The sequence below is a fragment of the Mesorhizobium sp. 113-1-2 genome (genome assembly GCF_016756475.1).
Lineage (GTDB): Bacteria > Pseudomonadota > Alphaproteobacteria > Rhizobiales > Rhizobiaceae > Mesorhizobium > Mesorhizobium loti_C.
The window spans coordinates 1,654,490-1,678,697 of record NZ_AP023242.1; the positions used below are offsets into that span (position 1 = coordinate 1,654,490).

20 protein-coding genes are annotated in these 24,208 nt (G+C 64.0%); 11 read left to right on the forward strand and 9 right to left on the reverse strand.

Annotated features, from left to right (window positions below):
* Nucleotides 1-118 precede the first annotated feature (118 nt).
* The gene (locus JN279_RS07980) at nucleotides 119-652 is read left to right on the forward strand and encodes a TetR/AcrR family transcriptional regulator (protein WP_096450890.1); all 534 of its coding nucleotides are present in this window, start codon (nucleotides 119-121) and stop codon (nucleotides 650-652) included.
* 32 nt (nucleotides 653-684) lie between these two features.
* Here JN279_RS07980 and JN279_RS07985 read toward each other — a convergent pair whose 3' ends face one another.
* Complete coding sequence (locus JN279_RS07985; protein WP_095201342.1) at nucleotides 685-1,125, reverse strand: Lrp/AsnC family transcriptional regulator; 441 nt, start codon at nucleotides 1,123-1,125, stop codon at nucleotides 685-687.
* A 131-nt stretch (nucleotides 1,126-1,256) separates the two neighbouring features.
* On the opposite strand from JN279_RS07985, the gene JN279_RS07990 reads away from it, so the two are divergent.
* Both JN279_RS07990 and JN279_RS07995 read left to right on the forward strand, forming a co-directional pair.
* Entirely contained in the window at nucleotides 1,257-4,313 is a 3,057-nt protein-coding gene (locus JN279_RS07990) for an aminotransferase class III-fold pyridoxal phosphate-dependent enzyme (protein WP_096450886.1), read from the forward strand.
* Between the two features lie 124 nt (nucleotides 4,314-4,437).
* Nucleotides 4,438-5,451 (forward strand): amino acid ABC transporter substrate-binding protein, encoded by a 1,014-nt coding sequence (locus JN279_RS07995; RefSeq protein WP_096450884.1) that lies wholly within the window; start codon nucleotides 4,438-4,440, stop codon nucleotides 5,449-5,451.
* A gap of 50 nt (nucleotides 5,452-5,501) precedes the next feature.
* On the opposite strand, the gene JN279_RS08000 is transcribed toward JN279_RS07995, so the two are convergent.
* The 6 genes from JN279_RS08000 to JN279_RS08025 all read right to left on the reverse strand — a co-directional run bounded on the left by JN279_RS08000 (nucleotide 5,502) and on the right by JN279_RS08025 (nucleotide 11,576).
* Nucleotides 5,502-6,584, reverse strand: coding sequence for an ABC transporter ATP-binding protein (locus tag JN279_RS08000; protein WP_096450882.1), 1,083 nt, complete (start codon nucleotides 6,582-6,584; stop codon nucleotides 5,502-5,504).
* Nucleotides 6,571-7,509 carry a PfkB family carbohydrate kinase gene (locus JN279_RS08005; RefSeq protein WP_202352450.1) on the reverse strand — a complete coding sequence of 313 codons (939 nt, stop codon included), beginning with the start codon at nucleotides 7,507-7,509 and terminating at the stop codon, nucleotides 6,571-6,573. Before JN279_RS08005 ends, JN279_RS08000 begins: the two co-directional genes overlap by 14 nt.
* Nucleotides 7,509-8,531, reverse strand: coding sequence for an SIS domain-containing protein (locus JN279_RS08010; RefSeq protein ID WP_202352451.1), 1,023 nt, complete (start codon nucleotides 8,529-8,531; stop codon nucleotides 7,509-7,511). The genes JN279_RS08005 and JN279_RS08010 overlap by 1 nt, the downstream gene beginning before the upstream one ends.
* A complete protein-coding gene (locus JN279_RS08015) occupies nucleotides 8,528-9,373 on the reverse strand; it encodes a carbohydrate ABC transporter permease (RefSeq protein WP_202352452.1) in 846 nt (281 codons plus the stop codon). Before JN279_RS08015 ends, JN279_RS08010 begins: the two co-directional genes overlap by 4 nt.
* Nucleotides 9,373-10,257, reverse strand: coding sequence for a carbohydrate ABC transporter permease (locus tag JN279_RS08020; protein WP_095201348.1), 885 nt, complete (start codon nucleotides 10,255-10,257; stop codon nucleotides 9,373-9,375). The genes JN279_RS08015 and JN279_RS08020 overlap by 1 nt, the downstream gene beginning before the upstream one ends.
* Nucleotides 10,258-10,337: 80 nt before the next feature.
* On the reverse strand, nucleotides 10,338-11,576 hold the full coding sequence (locus JN279_RS08025; protein ID WP_202352453.1) for an extracellular solute-binding protein: 1,239 nt from the start codon (nucleotides 11,574-11,576) through the stop codon (nucleotides 10,338-10,340).
* A gap of 221 nt (nucleotides 11,577-11,797) precedes the next feature.
* Between JN279_RS08025 and JN279_RS08030 the strand changes: the two genes are divergently transcribed.
* Both JN279_RS08030 and JN279_RS08035 read left to right on the forward strand, forming a co-directional pair.
* A complete protein-coding gene (locus JN279_RS08030; protein ID WP_202352454.1) occupies nucleotides 11,798-13,012 on the forward strand; it encodes an ROK family transcriptional regulator in 1,215 nt (404 codons plus the stop codon).
* Between the two features lie 107 nt (nucleotides 13,013-13,119).
* Nucleotides 13,120-14,730, forward strand: coding sequence for an inorganic phosphate transporter (locus tag JN279_RS08035; RefSeq protein WP_202352455.1), 1,611 nt, complete (start codon nucleotides 13,120-13,122; stop codon nucleotides 14,728-14,730).
* 425 nt (nucleotides 14,731-15,155) lie between these two features.
* On the opposite strand, the gene JN279_RS08040 is transcribed toward JN279_RS08035, so the two are convergent.
* Both JN279_RS08040 and JN279_RS08045 read right to left on the reverse strand, forming a co-directional pair.
* Nucleotides 15,156-16,316 (reverse strand): patatin-like phospholipase family protein, encoded by a 1,161-nt coding sequence (locus tag JN279_RS08040; RefSeq protein WP_202352456.1) that lies wholly within the window; start codon nucleotides 16,314-16,316, stop codon nucleotides 15,156-15,158.
* Nucleotides 16,309-17,097, reverse strand: coding sequence for an acetoacetate decarboxylase (locus tag JN279_RS08045; RefSeq protein WP_096458017.1), 789 nt, complete (start codon nucleotides 17,095-17,097; stop codon nucleotides 16,309-16,311). The genes JN279_RS08040 and JN279_RS08045 overlap by 8 nt, the downstream gene beginning before the upstream one ends.
* A 245-nt stretch (nucleotides 17,098-17,342) precedes the next feature.
* Between JN279_RS08045 and JN279_RS08050 the strand changes: the two genes are divergently transcribed.
* From JN279_RS08050 to JN279_RS08075, 6 genes are all read left to right on the forward strand, one after another.
* A complete protein-coding gene (locus JN279_RS08050; RefSeq protein WP_202352457.1) occupies nucleotides 17,343-18,131 on the forward strand; it encodes a 3-hydroxybutyrate dehydrogenase in 789 nt (262 codons plus the stop codon).
* Between the two features lie 71 nt (nucleotides 18,132-18,202).
* On the forward strand, nucleotides 18,203-18,979 hold the full coding sequence (locus JN279_RS08055; RefSeq protein WP_202352458.1) for a phosphodiesterase: 777 nt from the start codon (nucleotides 18,203-18,205) through the stop codon (nucleotides 18,977-18,979).
* A gap of 280 nt (nucleotides 18,980-19,259) precedes the next feature.
* A complete protein-coding gene (locus JN279_RS08060) occupies nucleotides 19,260-20,588 on the forward strand; it encodes an NAD(P)H-dependent oxidoreductase (protein WP_096450862.1) in 1,329 nt (442 codons plus the stop codon).
* Nucleotides 20,589-20,590: 2 nt separating this feature from the next.
* A complete protein-coding gene (locus JN279_RS08065; protein WP_202352459.1) occupies nucleotides 20,591-21,619 on the forward strand; it encodes a thiamine pyrophosphate-dependent dehydrogenase E1 component subunit alpha in 1,029 nt (342 codons plus the stop codon).
* Complete coding sequence (locus JN279_RS08070; RefSeq protein WP_069090279.1) at nucleotides 21,619-22,617, forward strand: alpha-ketoacid dehydrogenase subunit beta; 999 nt, start codon at nucleotides 21,619-21,621, stop codon at nucleotides 22,615-22,617. Before JN279_RS08065 ends, JN279_RS08070 begins: the two co-directional genes overlap by 1 nt.
* A 3-nt stretch (nucleotides 22,618-22,620) precedes the next feature.
* A complete protein-coding gene (locus JN279_RS08075; RefSeq protein WP_202352460.1) occupies nucleotides 22,621-23,973 on the forward strand; it encodes a pyruvate dehydrogenase complex dihydrolipoamide acetyltransferase in 1,353 nt (450 codons plus the stop codon).
* Nucleotides 23,974-24,208 lie beyond the last annotated feature (235 nt).

Here is a 24,208-nt window from a genome sequence, read left to right on the forward strand (position 1 = left end):
CGAAGCTCGGACATCGGGACACATATCGACCGCAGGTCCCGATTTCAAATAATGGCGGCTTTACTGTACCGTCTGGACGGTCTTGTCAATTGGGCCTAAGCTTGTGAAGGGAGGCGCCATGAGAGCCCAACGACCGAATTCGCGCGAGAAAATTCTCGCCGCAGCGGCTGATGTCGCCCGGGAAACCGGGCCAGGCAGCCTGTCGCTGGATGCCGTCGCCAGCCGCGCCGGTGTGTCGAAGGGCGGGCTGCTCTACAATTTCCCGACCAAGGCCAAATTGATGCAGGGGCTGGTCGAGGGCTATCTGCGCGATTTTGAGCAAGCGCTGGAATCCGCCAACAGCAGCGACGATGGCAAAAATCCGCTTGCCGTCTACATCAAACTGTCGGCCAATGATTGCGAGGAAAAGCGGCCCTCGGCGTCCTGGATCTTTTCGGCGATAGCCGAGGATCCCGATTTCATGACGCCGATAAAGACGTTCAAGCGGCAGCTTTTCGAACGGCTGAAAGGCGAGACGAAAGACCTCAAATCGCTGCTGGTCTGCTATCTCGCCATCGAGGGGCTGCGCAGTATGAACCTCTTCGATTCCGACGTGATGTCGAAGGACGAGCGCGAGCTGCTGGTCTCGTCCCTGCTGGAGATCGCCAAATAGGTGGCGCCAAGAATGACCGCTGTCACGGGCATTCAACCCACGGCGCGTTCTATATCCCGGCGCAGGACGATTGCGGTCGTCAGGTCCTCGACGCCGCCGAGCGTGGCAATGAGGTCACGCACCGTGTTGAGCCTGTCGATCGACGGCACCTCGACCTCGACGATGAGATCGAGCTGGCCGCTCACCGACGACACGCGCCGGACCTCGGGATAGCGCGCCAACTGGTCGAGAATGCCGATTGACGGCGTGCGGATCAGTGTGACCAGCAGGAACGCGCAGACCAGTCCGGCGTCCATCTGACCGATATCGGCCCGGTAACCTCTGATGACGCCGCTCTTTTCCAATGAAGCCACCCGCTCGCTGGTGGCGCTGCGCGACAGGCCGATGCGCCCCGCAAGCGTCTTCAACGGGATGCGGGCTTCCTTCGACAGAATGGCGAGGATGTCCCGGTCCTTGGCGTCCAGTTCTTTCATGACGTCACGCTCCAAGCGGCTCCGTTAATGTGCCGGTCAATGCAGTCATTGTGCCGGCGCAACCGACGCTTTGCCGGATGCCCGATTTTTTGACCCATGCCAAGCTCGGACAAAGCAGATCCGGAATCCCAATGACCAACGTTTCACACCCAGCACCTCAAGTCTCGCAGAACGAGGCCGTCGATGTCGCGATGCGGCACTTCGGCATCGCCGGCACCGCCGCGCCGCTCGACAGCGAGCGCGACCGGAATTTCAAACTGACCGCCCCCGACCATTCGCTGTGGATCCTGAAAATCGTCAATGCCAGCGAACCACTCGTCGAGAGCGAATTCCAGACGGCATTGTTCGATCATCTTGAGCGCAACAGCCCGGATCTGGCCGTGCCGCGTCTGAGGAAGACGGTGCAAGGCGCTTCGCTCGCCCATGCCAAGGGGCCTGGCGGCGAGGATCATGCCGTGCGCCTGGTGTCGTGGCTGCCCGGCCGACCGCTGGCCGAGAGCCAGACCACGCCGGCGCTGCTCGAAAGCCTCGGCAGCGCGCTCGGCCGGCTGGATCGGGCGCTGCAGGGCTTCATTCATCCGGGCGCGCTGCGGTCATTCGATTGGGACATTCGCCAGGCAGGTGCCGCGCGGCAACGCCTCCACTACATTGACGATGAACAGGACCGTGCTTTGCTGGAACGGTTCCTCGACCATTTCGATGCCGTGGTGGCCCCCCGGCTGCCGGCCTTGCGGGCACAGGTGATCCACAACGACGCCAATGACTGGAATGTGCTCGTCGATCCCGAAAGGCCCGAGCGTGTCGCCGGGCTGATCGATTTCGGCGATGCTTTGCATAGTGTGCTGATCGCCGAGGTTGCCGTCGCTTGCGCCTATGCCATCCTCGATGCCGAGGATCCGATCGGCGCCGCCGCACGGTTGGCCGCCGGCTTCCATGCGGAATATCCGTTGCGGGAGGAAGAGCTCGACCTGCTGTTCGATCTCATCGCGATGCGCCTCGTCACCTCGGTGACGCTGTCGGCCGCGCGCAGGGACCGCACCGCCGACAATCCCTATCTGTCGATCTCGGAAGCACCGGCCTGGCGATTGCTGCGTCGCCTGGACAGGATGAACCGGCGCTTCGCCACGGCAATCCTGCGCCATGCCTGCGGCTTCGAGGCCGCTCCCGGAGCGCGCGCCGTGACAGGCTGGATCGCGGCAAACCGCCTGCAGCTCGCGACGATCCTCGACCGTCATCCGGCGACGCTTGCCAAGGCGCTCGTGCCTTACGGCGATCCGCACAATCCGATGACGGTGACATCGGCGGCGCAGCAGCCCGAAAAGGCCACCGCCTGGTGGGATGCCTATTGCGCCGAGCATGGCATTGCGCTCGGCATCGGCCCTTGGGGCGAAGCGCGCACGGTCTACACCAGCGACATCTTCCAGTCGCGTTTCGTCGAAGGCGCGCGGCGGGCCAACCATCTCGGCCTCGACCTTTTCATGCCGGCGGGGACGCGGCTTTACACGCCGCTCGCCGCCACCGTCAGAAGCGTCGAGATCGAGGAGGATCCGCTCGGCTATGGCTGCCTGGTGGCGCTGGAGCATAGACCGCAGGGCTGTCCGCCCTTCGTGACCTTGTGGGGACATATGGCGCATGAGGCCGGGCATCGGCTGAAGGCCGGCGATTGTCTGGAGGCTGGCGCGCTTGTCGGCGAGATGGGCACGCCGGCCGAAAATGGCGGCTGGGCGCCGCATCTGCATTTCCAGATATCGACGGATACCAGCCTTGCCGCCCGCGACATCCTTGGGGTCGGCGAGGAACGTTATCTCGCCGTGTGGAAGGAACTGTTTCCGGATGCCGCCGATCTCGCCGGTATTCCGCCCGAGACCTTTCGCCAAAATGGTCGCTCCCGCCCTGAAATCGTCGCCGCGCGCAAGGCGTCGCTGCTGCCCAATCTCTCGATTTCTTATTCCGAGCCGATCAAGTTCGTGCGCGGCGAGGGCGCCTGGCTGATCGACGATCGCGGCCGCGCCTATCTCGATTGCTTCAACAATGTCTGCCATCTCGGCCATGCCCATCCTGACGTGGTCGAGGCGATCGCAGGCCAAGCGGCGAAGCTCAACACCAACACGCGCTATTTGCACGACGCCATCGTCACCTATGCCGAACGGCTGACGGCGACGCTGCCCGCCGGCCTGTCGGTGGCGTCTTTCGCCTGCTCCGGCAGCGAGGCCAACAGCCTGATGTTGCGCATGGCGCGGAGCCATACCGGCCGCAGCGAGGCGATCGTGCTCGACTGGGCCTATCACGGCACGACGCAGGAGCTGATCGATCTCAGTCCCTACAAATACAAGCGCAAGGGCGGCAAGGGGCGCCCAGCGCATGTGTTCGAGGCGACCATTCCCGACAGCTACCATGCTCCGGCCGAATGGCCGGTCCACGAACATGCAAAACGGTTCGCCGAAAGCGTCGCCGAGCAGATCGCCGATATGGCCAGACAAGGCCGCGCGCCCGGCCTGTTCCTGGCGGAATCGATCCCCAGCGTCGCCGGCCAGGTGTTCCTGCCGGAAGGCTATCTCGCGGAGGTCTACGCGCTGGTGCGCGCCGCCGGTGGCATTTGCGCCGCCGACGAGGTGCAGGTCGGCTTCGGTCGCGTCGGCAGCCATTGGTGGGCTTTCGAAACCCAAGGGGTGACGCCTGACATCGTCACCATGGGCAAGCCGATCGGCAACGGCCATCCGATGGCGGCTGTGGTGACGACATCGGAGATCGCCGCCTCCTTCAACAACGGCATGGAGTATTTCAACACGTTCGGCGGCAATCCGGTGTCCTGCGCCGCCGGACTGGCAGTGCTCGATGTCATCGAGCGGGACGGGCTCAGGCGCAATGCGCTGGAGATCGGCAACTATCTCATGGCGCGGTTCAAGGCTTTGCAGGACCGCTACGACGTCATCGGCGATGTGCGCGGCCAGGGCCTCTTCCTCGGTATCGAACTGGTCGAGGACCGCAAGAGCAAGGCGCCGGCGACAGCACTTGCCCGCCGCATCAATGATGGGGTGAGGGCACGCGGCGTGCTGATCGGCACCGAGGGGCCGCATGACAATGTGCTGAAGATGCGCCCGCCGATGATCTTCAGCCGGGCCAATGCCGATCATCTGGTCGGCGTTGTCGACGAGACGCTGGCGGCGGTTCTGGCGGAAAGGGCTTAGGACATATCTGCGCACCGCCCCGGCGGTGCGTGAGCAGAATTCAGGAGCAACGACTTTTTGGGAAACGTCCGGCGCGTCACGCGCCGGCGGCAGGAGAGGCTTTGCCTCATCAAGGGAGGAAACCATGAGACATGCATTGATCACCGCGTTCTTGCTCGCATCGGCCACGCTGGCCGCGCCGGCGAAGGCGGACACATTCGACATCGTCAAGCAGAGGGGCTCCATCATCTGCGGTGTCAGCCAAGGCGTCGCCGGCTTCTCGGCGCCGGACGACCAGGGCAAATGGAGCGGCTTCGACATCGATTTCTGCCGCGCGGTTTCGGCCGCCGTTTTCGGCGACCCCGACAAGGTGAGCTATGTGCCGTTGTCGACCAAGGAGCGCTTCACCGCGCTGCAGGCCGGCACCGTCGACATTCTGTCGCGGCAGTCGACGTGGACTTTGTCGCGCGACACCGGCATGGGCATCCACTTCATCGGCGCCGCCTATTATGACGGCCAGGGTTTTATGGTGCGCAAGGACCTCGGTGTCGACAGCGCGCTCAAGCTCTCAGGCGCCACGATCTGCGCGGAACAAGGCACCACCACCGAGCAGAACGTCGCCGACTATTTCACTGCCCACCAGATGAAATACGAAGCGGTCGTCATCGATTCCGCCGACAGCATCATCAAGGCGTTCGACAGCGGCCGCTGCGACGTCTACACCACCGACGCCTCGGCGCTTTATGCACAGCGCCTGAAGCTGACCGATCCCGCCGCCTTCACGGTGCTGCCGGAAATCATCTCGAAGGAGCCGCTCGGCCCGGCTGTTCGCAAGGGCGACGACAAGTGGTTCGACGTGGTGCGCTGGACGCTGTTCTCGCTGATCGAGGCGGAAGAGGAGGGCGTCACCCAGGCCAATGCGGAAGCCTCGCTGAAATCGCAGAACCCGACAATCCGGCGGTTCCTCGGCGTCGAGGGCGACAATGGCAAGCAGATCGGGCTCGACCCCGCTTTCGCCTACAACATCGTCGCCAAGGTCGGCAATTATGGCGAGATGTTCGAACGCAATCTCGGCCAGTCCAGCCAGCTGAAAATCGCCCGTGGCATCAACGCGCTGTGGAATGCCGGCGGCCTGATGTACGCACCGCCGGCGCGCTGACATCCAGATAGTCCAAGCCGTGCATGTCGTTCAGGCGTGCGCGGCCTTTCTCAAGCCGTCGGCAGAGCCTTGCCTGTCGACGGGTCAAACAAGCGAAGCGCTGTCTCATCGAAGGTGAGGCTGCGCTTTTCGCCCTTGGCAACCTGAGACCTTGGCGGCAGGCAGGCCGTCAGCCCTTGCGTGCCGATCCGGGCCGTCGTGACCAGTTCGGGGCCTGTCAGTTCGACGACCTCGATCTCCACGGGCAATGACAAATCCGTCAGCGCGGTCGCCACGCGCAGCGCCTCAGGCCTGATGCCGACGACCAGCCGTGCGCCTTCACGCGCTGCATTCGCATAGCGGGCCGGCAAGGCGATCCGCACATCGGACTCGGCGATGGCCAGGTTGCCGTCGGCAACAGTAGCCTGAAGCATGTTCATCGACGGCGCGCCGACAAAGCCGGCGACATAGAGCGTTGCCGGCTCGTTGTAGATCTCTTCGGGCGTGCCGAGCTGTTCGATCCTGCCGTCGCGCATCACCGCGATGCGCGTCGCCAGCGTCATCGCCTCGATCTGGTCGTGGGTGACGTAGACGACGGTAGTCTGCAGCATCTGGTGCAGCCGCTTCAACTCGGTGCGCATCTCCAGGCGCAGCTTGGCGTCGAGGTTGGAGAGCGGTTCGTCGAAGAGGAAGACCTGCGGTTTGCGCACCAGCGCCCGGCCGATGGCGACGCGCTGGCGCTGGCCGCCGGAAAGCTGGCTCGGCTTGCGGTCGAGCAGGGCTTCGATCTGCAGCAATCTTGCTGCCTCTGCCACCGCCTTTTCACGCTCGTCGGCGGCAACGCCGCGCATCTCCAGGCCGAAGCCGATGTTGCGGCGGACTGTCAGGTTCGGATAGAGCGCATAGGACTGGAAGACCATGGCGATGTCGCGGTTCTTGGGGTGAACGCCAAGGATCGAACGGCCGCCGATCAGCACGTCGCCGCTTGTTGCTTCGGCGAGCCCGGCGATGATGTTGAGAAGCGTCGACTTTCCGCAGCCCGACGAGCCGAGCAGCACCAGGAACTCGCCGCTCTGCAGTGCGATGTCGATGCCTTTCAGCGTTTCGACACTGCCGTAGTTCTTGCGGATGTTGCGGATTTCAAGCGCGCTCATGCGTGGCTTCCCTTGGATGCATCGGTTCGCCGTAGTTACGGGGCAAGGTTGATATGGCGCGCGACGCCACCTGCGTTGCGGCCGCAAGCGAGGCGGTCAGCGTCTGGTCCTGCGCCAGTGCGGCCAGGAAGGCCGCATTGAAGACATCGCCGGCGCCGATCGTGTCGACGACCCTGACGTCGGGCGCGGTCGCCGTGACCAGCGCTCCGCCCGGGCCGATGGCGATCGCCCCTTCGGGGCCGCGCTTGACGACGGCGGTCGCGCCCTTCTTCATTCTGGACTGGATTTGCCGCGCCGCCTCGACCGGATCGGGCAGGCCCGCCAGGGTCACGGTCTCCACCTCGTTGAACAAGGCAAGGTCACAGCGCGCGAGCCAGGTGCGGGCCGCCTTGCAGTTGGCCGGGGTCCAACCCTCCATCGGCCAACCGGTGTCCAGCGCCACTGCGATGTCGTGCCCGTTCGCCCAGTCGAAGAACGCCTCGTAGTCGCGGGTGAGATCATCGGTGAGGAAGGAGCCGCACAGCAACGCATAGCCACCGGCGAGCTGCTTGCCGTCGAGCACCGAAAATACGTCGGCAAGGCTGAAGCGGGGCAGGTGGCCACGCGTGGTGAAAAACGTCCTTTCGCCATCGGGATGGGTCATGCCGACCGAAAGCGTCGTGCTCTCCGGGCGCACCGGCCATTTGTCGGCGCGGGCACCGAACGCCTCACGCAGCCAGCGGCCGAACTGGTCGTCGCCGACATTGGCGGCGATCTCGAAATCAATGCCCAACGCCTGCCAGGCGAGCCCGGTGTTGCCGGCCTGTCCGCCGACGCGCAAATCGTCATGATCGACGACGGTTTCCGTGCCTGCCTTCGGCCATGGCGCGACCGGGCCGACGATCAGGTCGACATTGACGTTGCCGATCACCGCAAGCGGACGCATCACTCGCTCCTGGTAATCTTGGTGGAGCGCACGGGCGTGCCGGCATTGTCGACGCGGCTGTCGGCAAAGGCGATCATCAGGCGCTGCGCCACCGGCAGCATGGCGAAGATCGCGGCGAGACCCGAAGCCGGCTTGAAGGAGAGCGTGACCGCGCCCGCGACCGGCGATTGCCCGGATGCGTCGAAGATCACCAGCGGTGCGCCGGCCTCAACCACGGAAAGAGCCATCGCCGTCACCAATTCCGCAGTGGGGTCGTTGCCGCGAAACAGGATGACACCGATCTTCGGCCCGAGCATCTCCATCGGTCCATGCCGCAACTGGCCGCCCTCGAGCGAAAAGGAGGGCAGGCGCGACAGTTCGGTAAGTCCAAGCGCCAGCGCTTCGGCCACGCCTTGCAGCCGGCGGCCCGAGGTGACGATGCTCGTCACCTTTTCCAGTGCCGCGAGTGCCTGCGTGATGTCGTTGTCTTGCGGTTGATCCAGGACACCAAGCGCGGCCTTCGGGTCTTCGCCGAGTGCGGCAAGGAGGGCCAGGTGCAGGGCGAAGGTCACGGTCAGGCTGCGGGTCGCGGCGAAGGCCAGTTCCGTGCCGCCAGCGCCGACCAGGCAAGGCGCCGTGCGGGCGAGAAAGGAGCCGCCTTCGAGCGTCAGGCCGAAAACATCCGCAGCGCTGCCGGCCTCCGCAAACCATCTGACGACCTCGGCGCTCTCGCCCGACTGCGAGGTGATGAGCACCGTCCGGCCCGGCAGCGGTAGCGGCTGGCCGAGCTGTTCGGACAGCGGCAGCGCCAGCGCATCGATGCCGAGCGCGCGATAAAGCGGCTCGACGGCGCGCCCGACCGCATGCGAGCCGCCCATGCCAAGCAGCAGCAGACGGCCGGTCTTCCGGATCGATGCCGCGACTTTAACCGCCATGGCAGCATTGTGCTCGAACGAAGCAAGCGCGTCCGCGTGCTGGCGCGCCATTTCGCGGTCGATGGCGGCCAGTCCGGCCGGCCGTGGTTTTGTTGCAGTCATCGTCATCCTTTCACACCACCGCTGGTCAGGCCCGAGATCAGTGCGCGCTGCATGACCAGGCCGATCAGCACCGGCGGCAAAGCGGCCAGCACGCCGGCGGTGGCGATCAGCCCGTAGTCGGAAACACGGCCGCCGGCCAAATCGGCAATGGCGACGGTCAAGGTCTTGGCGCGCTGGTCGGAGGTGAACAGCAGCGCATAGAAGAACTCGTCCCAGGCGAGCAGCACCGCGAACAGCGCCGATGTCGCCATCACCGGTGCGGCGAGCGGCAGCGTGATGATGCGCAGCGTCTGGAACAGGCCCGCGCCGTCGATCATCGCCGCCGCCTCGATCTCGCGCGGGATCGAGTCAAAACCGGATTTCATCAGCCAGGTGGTGAACGGCGCCAATATGGTGAGATAGACCAGTGCCAGGCCGAAGACATTGTTGAGCAGGCCAAGATGCGACAGGCCCATATAAAGCGGCACGGCGAGCGCCACCGGCGGCAGCATGTAGGTGGCGATGACCATCGACAGCGACCAGCCGATCGCCGGCGTGCGCGACACCGCCCAGCCAGCGGGAATCGCCAAGGCGAGGGCCGCCAGCGTTGCCATGCCTGATATCTCCAGGCTGTTGCGCAGCGATGAGGTGAAGGCGGCACCGGCGCTGTTTTCGGCCGTCGACAGCAATGTCTCGTAACGTGAGAAGTCGGCTGCCTGCGGCCACCAGCGCAGTGGCTTGGCGGCGAGATCTGCGGCCGGCGAAATGCTCATGACGAACAGCCAGGCGATGGGCGCCAGGATGATGGCGGCAAGCAGCAGCGCGCAGGCATAGATGAAGATGGTGAAGGCGGGACTCCTGCGTTCCATCAGGCGGCACTCCCGGCGGTCTTCCTCACCAGCGCCGCATAGGCGACGGCGAGTACGGTGACGAGCAAGGTGACGATCAGCGCCAGCGACGCGCCGGAGCCGGCGCGCTGGAAGGAGAAGGCTTCCTGATAGACGAGGATCGACAGCGTACGCGTGCTGTTGGCCGGGCCGCCGCGGGTCATCACCCAGATGATGTCGAAGACCTTGAAGGCCTCGATGGTGCGCAGAACCAACGCCACCATCAGCGGGCCGGCGAGATAGGGCAGGATGACGAAGCGGAAGCGGTTGAATGGTCCCGCACCATCGACGAGCGAGGCGGCGGTGATGTCGCGCGGCACCGCCTGTAGGGCGGCGAGCGCGATCAGCGCCACCAGCGGAAAGTTCTTCCAGCAGTCGGCGACGATCAGGGCCGCCAGCGCCGTGCCCGGCTCACCCAGCCATGAGCGGTAGGCGTCGATGAGATTGAGCTGCGTCAAGGCGGCGTTCAGCGCGCCATATTCGGGATTGTAGATCAGCCGCCATAGCGTGGCGTTGACCACGGTCGGCAATGCCCAGGGCAGGATCATCAGGGCGCGCAGGACGGCGCGGCCGTGAAACTGCTGATTGAGCAGAAGGGCGGCGAGAACGCCAATCACCATTTCGGCGGCAACTGAAATGACGGCGAACAGCGTCGTGGTCACCAGCGTGCGCGAAAAGTTCGAGCTCGACAGCATGTTGGTGTAATTGTCGAAGCCGACGTAATTGCCGCCGGTGCCGACCAGCTTGGCATCGGTAAAGGACAAGTTGACCGTATCGACCAGCGGCCAGCCGATAACGGCGACCATGACCACGAGCAGCGGCAGCATCAGCAACCAGGCACGGGTCGTCATCCAGGTGCTCGACATCGGAGCAGCCTCTCTTCATTCACGGTGATTTCAGACATAGCACGGGCGGCACAAGGCCGCCCGTGATCGGAGAAAACTGCTCAGAGGCCGCTGTTCTTCGCAGCTGTGTTCAGCGCATCTTCCGGCGAGGACTGGCCGAGCAGCGATTCCTGGATCGCCTGCTGCAGAGCGGTCGACAGCTCCTGGTACTTCGGCGTGGTCGGCCGCGGATACATGGCCGCCAGGCCAAGCTTGGCGGCGGCGATCAGCTCTTCCTGGCCCTTGGTAACGGCCGGGTCGTCATAGGACGAGGCCCAGATCGGCAGCGACAGCTTGGCATACTGGTTCTGCGTCGCCTGCGAGGTCATGAAGGCGATGTACTTCCAGGCTTCGTCCGGATGCTTCGAGACCGCGGTGACGCCAAGGCCCATCGAACCGTTGACGGCCGACACGTCGCTGATGCCGGTGACGCCCGGCGCCGGCACGACGCCGACCTTGCCCACGACCTTCGAGTCCTTGGGATCGTTGGCCATGTTGTACATGTAGGTCCAGTTCAGCGCGAAGGCGGCGTCGCCGTTTTCAAAGACCTTGCGCACGTCCTCTTCCAGGAATTCCTTGGAATTCGGATTGGTGAGGCCGGACTTGTAGCTGTCGACCATATATTTCAGCGCCGAGAGGCCGCCGCCATTCTGGAAGTCCGGCTTGCCATCCTTGAGGAAGTCGCCGCCATAGGCGCTGACCAGCGTGGTGTAGTCGCAGATCGCGGCTTCGGCCTGCGACCAGCTCCAGGCGATCGGCGTCTTCAGCAGGCCCTTGTCCTGGATGATCTTGGCCTGCGCGCCGAGCTCTTCCCATGTCTTCGGCGGCGCCTTGATGCCGGCCTTTTCCAGGATTTCCTTGTTGTAGAACAGGTATTTGGTGTCGAGGATCCACGGCATGCCATAGTACTTGCCGTCATACTGGACCGTGGTCCAGGCACCGGGCAGCACGCCCTTCTTCATGTCGTCGGTGATCTTCGACGACACGTCGACCAGCACCTTGTTGGTGGCGTATTCGGCCGGCCAGATAACGTCGAACAGCACGACGTCGTAGCCGCCGCCCGACCCCTGGGCCAGCACGGTCTTGTCGTGCAGGCCTTCATAGGGGACGAATTCGAGATTGACCTTGACGTCCGGGTTGGCCTTGGTGAAGGCGTTCGTCATGGCGCGCACGTCGGCCTCGCTGTAGGCGGCCTGCGCCATGAACAGCGCGTTGAGCGTCGTTTCGGCGAAGGCGTGGGGAACGAGCAGTCCTCCGGCGAAGACCGTGCCGACCAGTGTTTTGGTGATTGTCTTAAGCATCTTCTTCTCCCATTTCCGGTGTTGACGGGCCGGCAATGCGGGCTTGTCGCATCGTCTTCCCGGATCGCTGTCGCGTGACCTGATGGTTACCCGGCTGACCAGTGGCGATGGGCCCGGGGGCCTTAGCCATCTTGTTTTAGGTCGGCCGGCTCGCATTAAGTCAACTCGCTTGACTTAATTAGTCGATCAATATTCTAATGGAGTCAAGAGGGGAAACGCCGATGGACGACATCAGCCCGATCCGCGCCAAAAGCGGCACCAACCAGGAAGGCACCAGCGCGCACAACCGCCGTGTCATGATCGAGGCGCTGCGTCTGAACGGCGCGCTGTCGCGGGCCGATCTGGCGCGGGCGACGCAGCTGACCAAGCAGGCGGTTTCCAACATCATCGAGGATCTCGAAAGCGATGGCCTGGTCGTTGCGCTCGATGCGGTGCGCAAGGGCAGGGGGCAGCCGTCGACCCCCTACAGGCTGGTGCCTGAAGGCGCCTTCGCCATCGGCCTGCATATCGACCGCCATCTGACGCGCGCGGTCGCCGTCGACCTGATGGGCAGCGTGCAGGCGCGGGCCGAGGCGAACCTGCCTTTCGACGAGCCGTCGAAGGGCGTCGAGATCATCCTCGAGCTGATCGCTGGTGTCCGCCGCGATCTGGCTGGCATTTCAGCCCAATCGGAAAAGCGGCTGGTCGGTCTCGGCGTCGCCATGCCCGGCCCTTTCGGCCTGAAGGATTCCGACGACAAATGGATGATGCCGGCCTGGCAGAAATTTCCGCTGCTGGAGACGCTGGCCAGAGGCACGGGGCTGAATGTCGGCCTGCAGAACGATGCCGCTGCCTGCGCCACGGCGGAGCGCATCGTCGGCGCCGCACACGGCGTCGACCACGCGGTCTGCCTCTATGTCGGCTACGGCATCGGCGCCGGACTGATCCTCAATGGCGAACTCTACAGCGGCGGCCATGGCAATGCCGGCGAAATCGGCATGGCGCTACTGGCGCCGGCCGGCCCCGGCTCGACGCCGCTCGAGCACCGCGCCTCGCTGGCCTCGCTCTACCAGCATCTCGGCCTCAACCCGGCGGACAGCGATATATACGAACAGATGAACGCTCTGGTGCTGGCCGGGGATCCGAAGATGATGGCCTGGATCGATGGTGCGGCGCATGATCTGCGCTGGAGCGTGCATCTCATCGAGACGATCTTCGACCCGCAGACCGTCATCCTGACCAGCGGCGCGCCGGAGGCACTGGCGCGCCGGCTTGTCGAGGCGATGCACCCGCTGCTGCCGTCGATCGCCGACCGGCCCGGAAGGATGCTGCCTCGCCTTCAGCTTGGCACCACCGATCCCTGGTCGATCGCGCTTGGTGCGGCCGCGGCGCCGATCAGCCGCGCCTTCGATCCGCTGTTCTCGGCAATCCTGAAGACAAGTCCCGGCGCTGCATGAGGGCGAGCGGGCGCCGAGGGCAAAGGCCTTTCTGGCGTCACACAGGGTTCATCGACCGGACATAGCGTCTTTTCCAGTTCTTTGCTGCAATGCAATAGGAGTGGGACATGGTGGACATAATTTCCAGTGAGGCGGGCATTCCGAGACCGGATCATCCGCTGGATAGTTCGGGCAGCGCCAAGTGGTTCCTGCCGGCCTTCGGCGTGCTGGTGCTGGTCGGCATCGTCTATGTCGGCTACGCGCTGAGCCAGGATCTGGCGGTGGCCAAGACCGTGCCGTGGATCCTGCTCGGCATCGCCTTGCTGATCGCGCTCGGCTTCGAATTCGTCAACGGTTTCCATGACACCGCCAATGCGGTGGCGACCGTCATCTACACGCGCTCCCTGCCGGCCGAATTCGCCGTCATGTGGTCCGGCGCCTTCAATTTCCTCGGCGTTCTCACCTCCAGCGGCGCGGTCGCCTTCGGCATCCTGTCGCTGCTGCCGGTCGAACTGATCCTGCAGGTCGGTTCCTCCTCCGGCTTTGCCATGGTGTTCGCGCTGCTGGTCGCCGCCATCCTGTGGAATCTCGGCACCTGGTTCCTCGGCCTGCCGGCCTCGAGCTCGCACACGATGGTCGGCTCGATCATCGGCGTCGGCCTCGCCAACCAGTTCATGGCCCCGGCCGGCAGCGCCACCAGCGGCGTCGACTGGTCGCAGGCGACCAATGTCGGCGTGACCTTGCTGGTGTCGCCGATCATCGGCTTCTTCGCCGCCGCGATCCTGCTCTATGCGATGAAGCTTCTGGTGCGCAATCCGGCGCTCTACGAGGCACCGAAAGGCAACGCGCCGCCGCCCTGGTGGATCCGCGGCCTGCTGATCTTCACCTGCACCGGCGTCAGCTTCGCGCATGGCTCCAATGACGGGCAGAAGGGCATGGGCCTGATCATGCTGATCCTGATCGGCGTCGTGCCGACGGCCTATGCGCTGAACCGTACGCCCGACATCAACTATCTCGAGGCCTACAAGGCGGCTTCGGTCAACGTCGAGACCGCGCTGGGCAAATATGCGAAGCCCGGTGTCACGGTCGCCGATGCCAAGGCTGCCAAGGCGGCCGTCCAGGATGCCGTGCGCACCCGGACCTGGAGTGACCAGACGACCGTCGCGCTGCAAACCTACATCCACAACACCACCGCTTCGCTGCAGCCCTACGCATCGGTCGATAACGTGCCGACCGATCTGGTCAGCAACGCCCGCAACGACATCTACCTGATCGGCGAGGCGCTCAAGCTGATCGACAAGAAGAAGCTGCTGCCGATGCAGGACGCCGACCTGAAGGCGGTCACCGACTACCACAAGGCCGTCGACAACGCGACGAAGTTCATCCCGATCTGGGTGAAGGTCGCGGTTGCGCTGGCGTTGGGCCTCGGCACCATGGTCGGCTGGAAACGCATCGTCGTCACGGTCGGGGAGAAGATCGGCAAGAGCCATCTGACCTATGGCCAGGGTGCAGCGGCCGAACTCGTGGCGATGGTGACCATCGGCATGGCCGACCGGCTCGGTCTGCCGGTGTCGACAACCCATGTGCTGTCATCGGGGGTCGCCGGAACGATGGCCGCCAACGGCTCGGGCCTGCAATGGTCGACGGTGCGCAACCTTTTGCTGGCCTGGGTTCTGACCCTGCCATGCTCGATCGCGCTGGCCTTCACGCTATTCATCGTCTTCCGCCAGGTGTTCTGAGCGGAGCATACAAGCTCAGCAAGAGGCAGCGCCGGCGACCGGCGCTGCCTTTTTCTTTGAACGAGCACTGTGTTCAAGAGGCGAGGACGTATTCGTTTCTGGTGACGTGGAACATAACTAGGAAATTGGCCAGAACGTCGATCGCTTCGTCATCCACGGGCGAAGCAAGGAGCGTAGCGACGCGGCGCAGACCCGAGGATCCATGCCGCGACCGAGCGCCGCCACGGTTCAGAATTCTGCTCCGCAGCACTCCAGGGCTAAGGTCACGGAACGGATCCCAGGGTCTCCGCGACGGAGCTTCGCTCCTGCTTCGCCCAGGGATGACGAAGTTTAGAAGCCTCGGCCAATCTCAAACGTTGGCGACGGCCGTCAAACGAATCTTGGCTCACACCACTGAACCGTAGAGAAGCAACGGCCTCGCCAGTCTACGTCGGATCTTCCCTGTGCAGATCGTGGATGGTAACGCCTTCAGCATTGGCCGGCAACGTCAGCCATTTGCGATGGCGCAAGGTGCGCTGCGTGTCTTCCAGGCCGGTTTCCCAATGCTCGCGCATCGAGGTGCCGGAGAATTCATAGTCCTTGGCGTGACCTTCATAGCCCTTATGCTGGTAGATCAGGTGCACGATGTTGACTAGGCCGGCGTCCGAATAGTCGGCGATCAGCGCCTCTTCCGCCGGCGTCAGCTGGTCCTTGGGCACGCGCTTGAGCGCGTCGAGCAGGTGCATCTTCAGGCCATGGATGCGTTTGAAATTGTCGGTGTTCTGGCGCGTGCGGCTGGAATACATGATGTCCTTGTGGCGCGACAGCACGTCGGGCATGCTGCGCGGCAGCACGCCGCGGGCACTGAACAGGTCGACCTGGAACACCAGCGACGAGCGGTCCTCTTCCTGGTCGAGCAGATATTGCAGCGGCGTGTTGGAGACGATGCCGCCGTCCCAATAATACTCGCCTTCGATACGGACCGACGGGAAGGCCGGCGGCAACGCGCCACTGGCCATGATGTGCTCGGGCCCGATGCGCACTTTGTCGGTGTCGAAATAGACGAAATTGCCGGTCCGCACGTTGACCGCGCCGACGCTCAGCCGCTTCTTGCCGTCGTTGAGGATGTCGAAATCGATCAGGCTCTCCAGCGTGTCCTTCAATTCGGCGGTGTCGTAGAAGCTGGTGGCGCCCTCGGCGCCCGGCTGTTCGAACCAGGGGTTGGGATTGCGCGGCTTGAAGAAGCCGGGCTGGCCCATGGTCATCGTCATCCAGGACGAGGTGCGATTGCGGATGTCGCGGTAGATGTCGCCTTCCGGCGTGTACGACCAGATCTTGCGGCCCGAGATGGTCTGCCAGAACTGTTCGAGCCGCTGCAGGCGGCGGCTAGGCTCGTTGCCGGCGATGATCGAGGCGTTGATGGCGCCGATCGAGACGCCGGACAGCCAGCTCGGTTCGCAGCCGGCATCGGCCAGCGCCTGGTAGACGCCGGCCTGGTAAGCGCCGAGCGCGCCGCCGCCCTGGAACACCAAAGCGATGCGGTCATATTGCGCCGAAATCTCCGCGATCGTGGCGGCGGCTTCCTTGTTCCGGTTGCGTTCAAGCACGAATTTTCTCCGGCTGGGTTGTGCTGGTTGTGAGCCGGCTGTGATCACTGAGATAGTCGTGGACGACCTCGCCCAACCCAAGCGTCAGGTCGGCCTTGAAATGGACGGCGGAGACGATGTCGAGCACCGGCAGCTTCGCCACGTCGGCCATGACATGCGGCCGAAGGTCGAGCGCGGCCGGTGCCGTCCAGGCTTCCTTCAGCGTGATGTCGGTGAGGTAGTAGCGCACCAGCTCGCAGATACGCGGCGTGCCGTCGACATGCGGGATGATCTTGATGAGGAAATTGGGAGCGGCAAGTGCTGCAAGCACGGAATCGTGATCGGCTTCGCGGTGCTTGTAGCCCATCGTGCCGGTGGCGCACAGGACGCTGCCATAGTGCAGCGTGCCGACGATCACCTCGCCTTCATGGACGATCTTGGGATTGGCCAGCTTCTTGGGAAAGCCCCAAAGCTCACGGCCGCCGGCGATCGGCGCGTCGTCGTCGAGATACATCGAATGGACGTAGCCGCCATGCTGGCCCTTGTACTTCACCGGGATAACCTGGCCGGTCTCGGTATAGTCACCGAAGCCCGTGGAGTCCGGCATGCGGATGAATTCGTACTTGACCAGCGGCTCGTCGATTTCCAGCGGCGCCGGCACCACGGCCTCGAGCGCCTCGCGCGTCGTGCGATAGGTGATGATGATGTATTCGCGGTCGAAGAACCGGTAGGGCCCGGGCGGGAAGGACGGATTGGTCAGCGGCATCGCGTAGGCGCGCTTCACGACATCGGCGATTTCCAAGCTGCACCCCCAAGGTTCTGTCGGACGGATTTCGTTCAGGAATGACTGCGCGAATGCGCAGCCGATTATGTTGCACGGCACCATGACAGTGCCGTGTCAGCCAAACGACCATGGTTTCGCAGCGGGCGAGGCCGTGCCGGCGCTGTCGTCTGGCCGTAATCGCACCGACATATGGCTCTGTCATTGTCATGTTGCGACGCACAATTATATGCTCCCATTCCCCTCCCACTTCTCGCGAGATCACCATGGGTTCCCTGTCTTCGAAGAATGCCCTCGTCACCGGCTCGACCAGCGGTATCGGCCTGGCCATCGCCCGCGCCTTTGCCGCCGAGGGCGCCAATGTCACCATCAACGGTCTCGGCGATCCTGCGGCCATCGAACAGGAGCGCGCGGGCATCGAGAAGGACTTCGGCGTCAAGTGCCGCTATTCCGACGCCAACATGATGGATGGCGCCGCGGTGAGCGCCATGGTGCATGACGCCGAGGCGGCGTTCGGCAGCCTCGACATTCTGGTCAACAATGCCGGCATCCAGCATGTCGCGCCGATTGAGGACTTTCCCGACGACAAGTGGGAGGCCATCATCCGCATCAATCTTCTGGCGGCCTTCTATGCCATCAAGGCAGTGGTGCCGGGCATGAAGGCGCGCAAATGGGGCCGCATCATCAACACGGCTTCCGCGCATGCGCTGGTCGCTTCGCCGTTCAAGTCGGCCTATGTCTCGGCCAAGCACGGCATTGCAGGGCTGACCAAGACAGTGGCGCTGGAAGTGGCGCAGGACGGCATCACCGTCAACGCCATCGCGCCCGGCTATGTCTGGACGCCGCTGGTCGAGAAGCAGATCCCCGATACGATGAAGGCGCGCGGCATGACCGAGGAACAGGTGAAGCATGACGTGCTGCTGGCTGCACAGCCGACGAAGGAATTCGTCACCGTGGAGGAACTTGCCGCGCTGACGCTGTTCCTGTGCTCGGATGCCGCCAGGCAGATCACCGGCACGACCTTGCCGATGGACGGCGGCTGGACGGCACAGTAGAGGGTCAATCGAGGCGTTGCGTTTTCTGGCTGGCGCCACGCGGCGCCGGCGGGAAGGGTACGGTCAGGCCCATGAAAATCATCCAGCTCTCCGATCCGCATCTGATGGCGCCGGGCGGCCTGCTTTATGGCTCCGATCCGCTGGCAAGGCTGGAGGCCTGCCTTGCCGACATCGGCGAGAACCATGCCGATGCCGACTTGGTGGTGATATCAGGCGACCTGACCAATGACGGCGAGCGCGCCGCCTATGCGGCGTTGCGGGAGAGGCTGGCGCAATCTTCTCCACCCTGCCGGCTGATGCTCGGCAATCATGACGACCGGGCGTTGTTTCTCGAGATGTTCCCCGAGGCCGTCACCGAGCGCGGATTCGTCCAGAGTGTGTTCGACGGCAGCGTGGGGCGTCTGATCCTGCTCGATACGCTGGACAGCGGCCATGTCGAGGGCAGGCTGTGCGCGGCGCGGCTCGACTGGCTCGATGAACGGCTGCAAGAGGCGGGGGACCGTCCAGTCTTCCTGTTTATGCATCACCCGCCGTTTCGGATACATATGCCGGTGCTCGACGAGGTAAGGCTCGCTGACGCCGATGCCTTGCACGAGGTGCTGTCTCGCCATGGCAATGTCCGTCACATCTTCGCCGGACACGTCCATCGACCGATCGCCGGCAGCTGGCGCGGCATTCCCGTCAGCACGCTGCGCAGCACCAACCATCAGACCGCGCTCGATTTCTCGCAGAGCTGGCGGCTGGGGCACGAACCGCCGGCCTATGCCGTGATCTTCATCGATGCGGATGGCGTCATCGTGCACTTTCATGATTTTCCGGTGCCGCCAGTGTCGGATCGAGTCCCGTAGAGGTCTCCCACTCCGGGACGCGACGAGGGGTCGTCGCGACCCATTAACCGCGCCAACTCCCGTGCATCTCCCTTGCGCCGAGGATCATATCCCTGCGGTCGCCCGCTTGTGCACCGTCCGCAAGGTGCCGTGCTTCGCGGCGCCTTTTTGGGCTCACACGCGGTCTCCGAGAAAGGCGCCGAAAAGTGCAGGAAATTGGACATTAGTCTTGACAGAAATACAGATGTTCAATACCCGTCAAGCGAATGAACAAGCCTGCAATGTGGGAGGAATGAGCGGTATGGCTTCCAATATTTCGTTGACGGGCCTTGCCCGCGATCTCGATGAGCGCGGCAAGTCGGGCAAGCCCATCCGCATCGGCCTGATCGGCTCCGGCGAGATGGGAACCGACATCGTCACCCGCGTCGCCCATATGTCCGGCATCGAGATCGGTGCGATCTCGGAATTGAACCTGCCGGCCGCCAGCAGGGCCGTGGACATCGCCTTCCAGGAGACCGGCCATGCGCGCGAAGTGTCGAACGCTTCGGCAATGACGGCTGCCATGGAGGCCGGCAAGGTGGCGGTCACCAACGACGCCAGCCTGGTCATCAACAATGACTTGATCGACGTCGTCATCGACGCCACGGGTGTTCCCGCCGTCGGTGCCGAGATCGGCTTGCGCGCCATGGAGCATGGCAAGCACCTGGTGATGATGAACGTCGAGGCCGATGTCACCATCGGCGCCTATCTGAAGAGCGAGGCCGACCGGCTCGGCGTCACCTATTCGCTGGGCGCAGGCGACGAGCCGTCCTCCTGCATGGAGCTGATTGAATTCGTCTCGGCGATGGGTCATCCGATTGTTGCCGCCGGCAAGGGCAAGAACAACCCGCTCAACATCGACGCCACGCCGCCCGCCTATGAGGAAGAGGCCAAGCGCCGGCACATGAATGTGCGCATGCTGGTCGAATTCGTCGACGGTTCCAAGACCATGGTCGAGATGGCGGCGATCGCCAATGCCACCGGGCTGGTACCCGACAAGGCCGGCATGCATGGCCCGGCCGCCACTCTCGGTGAACTGTCGAAAGTGCTGGTGCCTGAAAAGGATGGCGGCGTGCTGTCCAGGGTCGGCGTCGTCGACTATTCGATCGGCAAGGGCGTCGCGCCCGGCGTCTTCGTCGTCGCCGACATGTCGCATCCGCGCATTTCGGAACGTATGGAAGATCTGAAGATGGGCAAGGGTCCGTATTTCACCTTCCATCGCCCCTATCACCTGACCTCGCTGGAAGTGCCGCTGACCTGCGCCCGCGTCGTGCTGTACGGCAAGGCCGACATGGTGCCGCTGGCCAGGCCGGTGGCCGAAGTCGCCGCGGTCGCCAAGAAGGACATGCAGCCTGGCGAAAAGCTCGATGCGATCGGCGAATATTGCTACCGCGCCTGGATCATGACGGCGCCGGAAGCGCATGCCGCCAAGGCCATTCCCTGCGGCCTGCTGCAGGGCGGCTCGGTGACGTCACCGATCAAGAAGGGCGAACTCATCACCTATGCCAACGCCGCTCCGGCGCCGGGCTCCAAGATCGCCGAACTGCGCGCCCGCCAGGACAAACTCGTCTACGGAACCGTGGGAGCCTGATCATGGCCGGGGCCAGCAAAGCCGTCGCGGACAGTCGCGCCAACCTGCCTTTCGTCTATCGCCAGTACAGCGCCGAGCAGCTCCAGCAGGTGCTCTACAAGATGTACCTCATCCGCCGCTTCGAAGAAGGCGCGGAGGAAAGCTACATGCGCGGCCTCATCCACGGCACCATGCATTTGTCGATCGGCCAGGAAGCCAGCGCCATGGGCATCTGCATGCCGCTTGGCGAGGATGACCAGATCACCTCGACGCATCGTGGCCACGGCCACTGCATCGCCAAGGGCGCCGAAGTGAAGCGCATGTTCGCCGAGTTCTTCGGCAAGACCACGGGCTACTGCAAGGGCCGTGGCGGCTCGATGCACATTGCCGATGTCGCCAAGGGCAATCTCGGCGCCAACGGCATCGTCGGCGGCGGCATTCCGATCGCCGTCGGCGCAGCGCTCTCCTCCAAGATGATGAAGACCGGCAAGGTCGTCGTGTCCTTCTTCGGCGACGGCGCCAACAATGAGGGTGCTTTCCACGAGGCGCTCAACATGGCGGCAGTCTGGAAGCTGCCTGTCATTTTCGTTTGCGAGAACAATGGCTACGGCATGTCGACGTCGACCGCGCGCTCGACCGCGGTGAAGAACATCGCCGACCGCGCCGCCGCCTATTCGATGCCCGGTGTCATCGTCAACGGCAACATTTTTTCGGAGGTCGCCGAGGCGTCCTACAGGGCTGTCGAGCGTGCCCGTGCGGGCGAGGGGCCGACACTGATCGAATCCAAGACCTATCGTCATCGCGGCCATTCCAAGAGCGATCGCAACCGCTACCGCACCAAGGAAGAGATCGAGGACTGGATGTCGAACCGCGACCCGATCACGCTGTTCGAAAACGAGCTGCGGGAATTCGGCTTCATTGACGACAAGGGCATCGAGGCCATTCGCAGTGAGGTGGCGCAGGAGATCGCCGACGGCATCGAGTTCGCCAAGGCGAGCCCATCGCCTGACGTCAGCGAGACCGGGAATTACGTGTATACGGAGCAGGCGTGATGGACGCGATGGTGCGTGAACTGAGCTACGCCCAGGCGATCCAGGAAGCCATGGCGATCGCCATGGACATGGACGAACGCGTCTTCCTGATGGGCGAGGACATCGGCGTCTATGGCGGCGCCTTCCAGGTGACCGGCGATCTGGTCGAGCGCTATGGCACGGAGCGCGTGATCGATACGCCGATTTCGGAACTGGGCGGCGCGGGCGTTGCGGTTGGCGCTGCGCTCACCGGCATGCGGCCGATCTTCGAGTTCCAGTTTTCCGATTTCGCCACGCTTGCCATGGAGCAGATCGTCAACCAGGCGGCCAAGATGCGCTTCATGCTGGGCGGCGAGGTTTCGGTGCCCGTGGTGATGCGCTTTCCCGCCGGCTCGGGCACGGGTGCCGCCGCGCAGCACAGCCAAAGCCTTGAAGCCTGGCTTGGCCATGTGCCGGGACTGAAAGTCATCCAGCCGGCGACGCCCTACGATGCCAAGGGCATGCTCCTGGCGGCGGTCGCCGATCCCGATCCGGTGATGATCTTCGAGCACAAGCTGCTCTACAAGATGAAGGGGCCGGTGCCAGAAGGCTATTACACGGTGCCGATCGGCAAGGCCGATATCCGCCGCGAGGGCCGAGACCTCACCATCGTCGCCACCTCGATCATGGTGCAGAAGGCGCTCGACGCCGCCGCCACGCTGGAAGCCGAAGGCATCGACGTCGAAGTCGTCGACCTCCGAACGATCCGGCCGATGGACAAGCAGACCGTCATCGACAGCGTCAAGAAGACGTCGCGGCTGATGTGCGTCTACGAAGCGGTCAAGACGCTGGGCATCGGTGCCGAGGTGAGCGCGATGATCGCCGAGAGCGAGGCGTTCGACTATCTTGATGCGCCGATCGTGCGGCTGGGCGGCGCCGAAACGCCGATCCCCTACAATCCGGAGCTGGAGAAGGCGACGGTGCCGCAGGTTCCCGACATCATCACCGCCGCGCGCGACCTCGTCAAAGGGGTTCGCTGAGACATGCCCACCGAAGTCATTCTTCCCAAGGTCGACATGGACATGGCGACCGGACAGATCTCGCGCTGGTTCGCCGAGGAAGGCGCGCACGTCAAGAAGGGCGATGTGCTGTTCGAGATCGAGACCGACAAGGCGGCAATGGAGATCGATGCGCCGGCCAGCGGCGTGCTGCGCGATGTGACCGGCAAGGAAGGCGTCGACATTCCGGTCGGCGCGCCGGTGGCCTGGATCTATGCCGATGACGAGGTCTATGGGGCCAAGCAAGACGCGGCGCCAATCTCCCCCCTTGTGGGGGAGATGTCGACGAAGTCGACAGAGGGGGGCGCTGTCCCGCCAACGTTGCATTCTGTCACGCCCCCCTCTGCCCTGCCGGGCATCTCCCCCACAAGGGGGGAGATTGGCCAATCGCCGTCGGGCGCCCGCGCCACCCCGCTTGCCCGACGTCTGGCCCGTGAGGCAGGACTGGCCCTTGCCAGCATCATCGGCACCGGCCCGCACGGCCGTGTGGTGAAGGCCGATGTCGATGCCGCGATTGCCGGCGGCGGCGCCAAGGCAGCACCCGCGGCCAAGGCGCCGGTTGCCGCCTCCGCTCCTGCGGTGAAGGCGATGTCGGACGATCAGGTGCTGAAGCTGTTCGAGCAGGGCTCCTACGAACTTGTCCCGCACGACAATATGCGCAAGACCATCGCGCGCCGTCTGGTCGAAGCAAAATCCACCATCCCGCATTTCTACCTGACGCTCGACTGTGAACTCGATGCGTTGCTCGCACTGCGCACGCAGATCAATGCCGCGGCACCGATGAAAAAGACCGACAAGGGCGAGGCTCCCGCCTACAAGCTGTCGGTCAACGACATGGTCATCAAGGCGATGGCACTGGCATTGAAGGCGGTGCCGGATGCCAATGCCTCGTGGACCGAAAGCGCCATGGTCAAGCACAAACATGCCGATGTCGGTGTCGCCGTGTCGATCCCCGGTGGCCTGATCACGCCGATCATCCGGCATGCGGACGAAAAGACGCTGTCCACCATCTCCAACGAGATGAAGGATCTGGCCAGCCGCGCCCGCAGCCGCAAGCTGAAGCCGGAAGAGTACCAGGGCGGCACCACGGCGGTGTCGAACCTCGGCATGTTCGGCATCAAGGACTTTGCCGCCGTCATCAACCCACCGCATGCGACGATCCTGGCGGTCGGTGCCGGCGAGGAACGGGCGGTGGTCAAGAATGGCGAGATTAAAATCGCCACAGTGATGTCGGTGACGCTGTCGACCGACCATCGCGCTGTCGACGGAGCGCTCGGCGCCGAACTGCTGGTCGCCTTCAAGCGGCTCATCGAGAACCCGATGGGCATGCTGGTCTAGATCAAGGCGTCTTTGACGGGTCGGGAAAGCATAGTTCCGGGCGCCAGTTGCGCCAGCGGCCACAATGGTTATGAGGCTTGCGGAAGGTCACTTCCGCAGGCCCCTCTTGTCGTGCCGCGAGAGCATTTCATGCCAGGCTGTCGCTTGATCTGATCGCGCATGTGCGCTGTCATCCACCAGTCATACGCGCCGTGCAGGGAGGGACGGGAACCGGCCACAACACCGGACCGCTCAT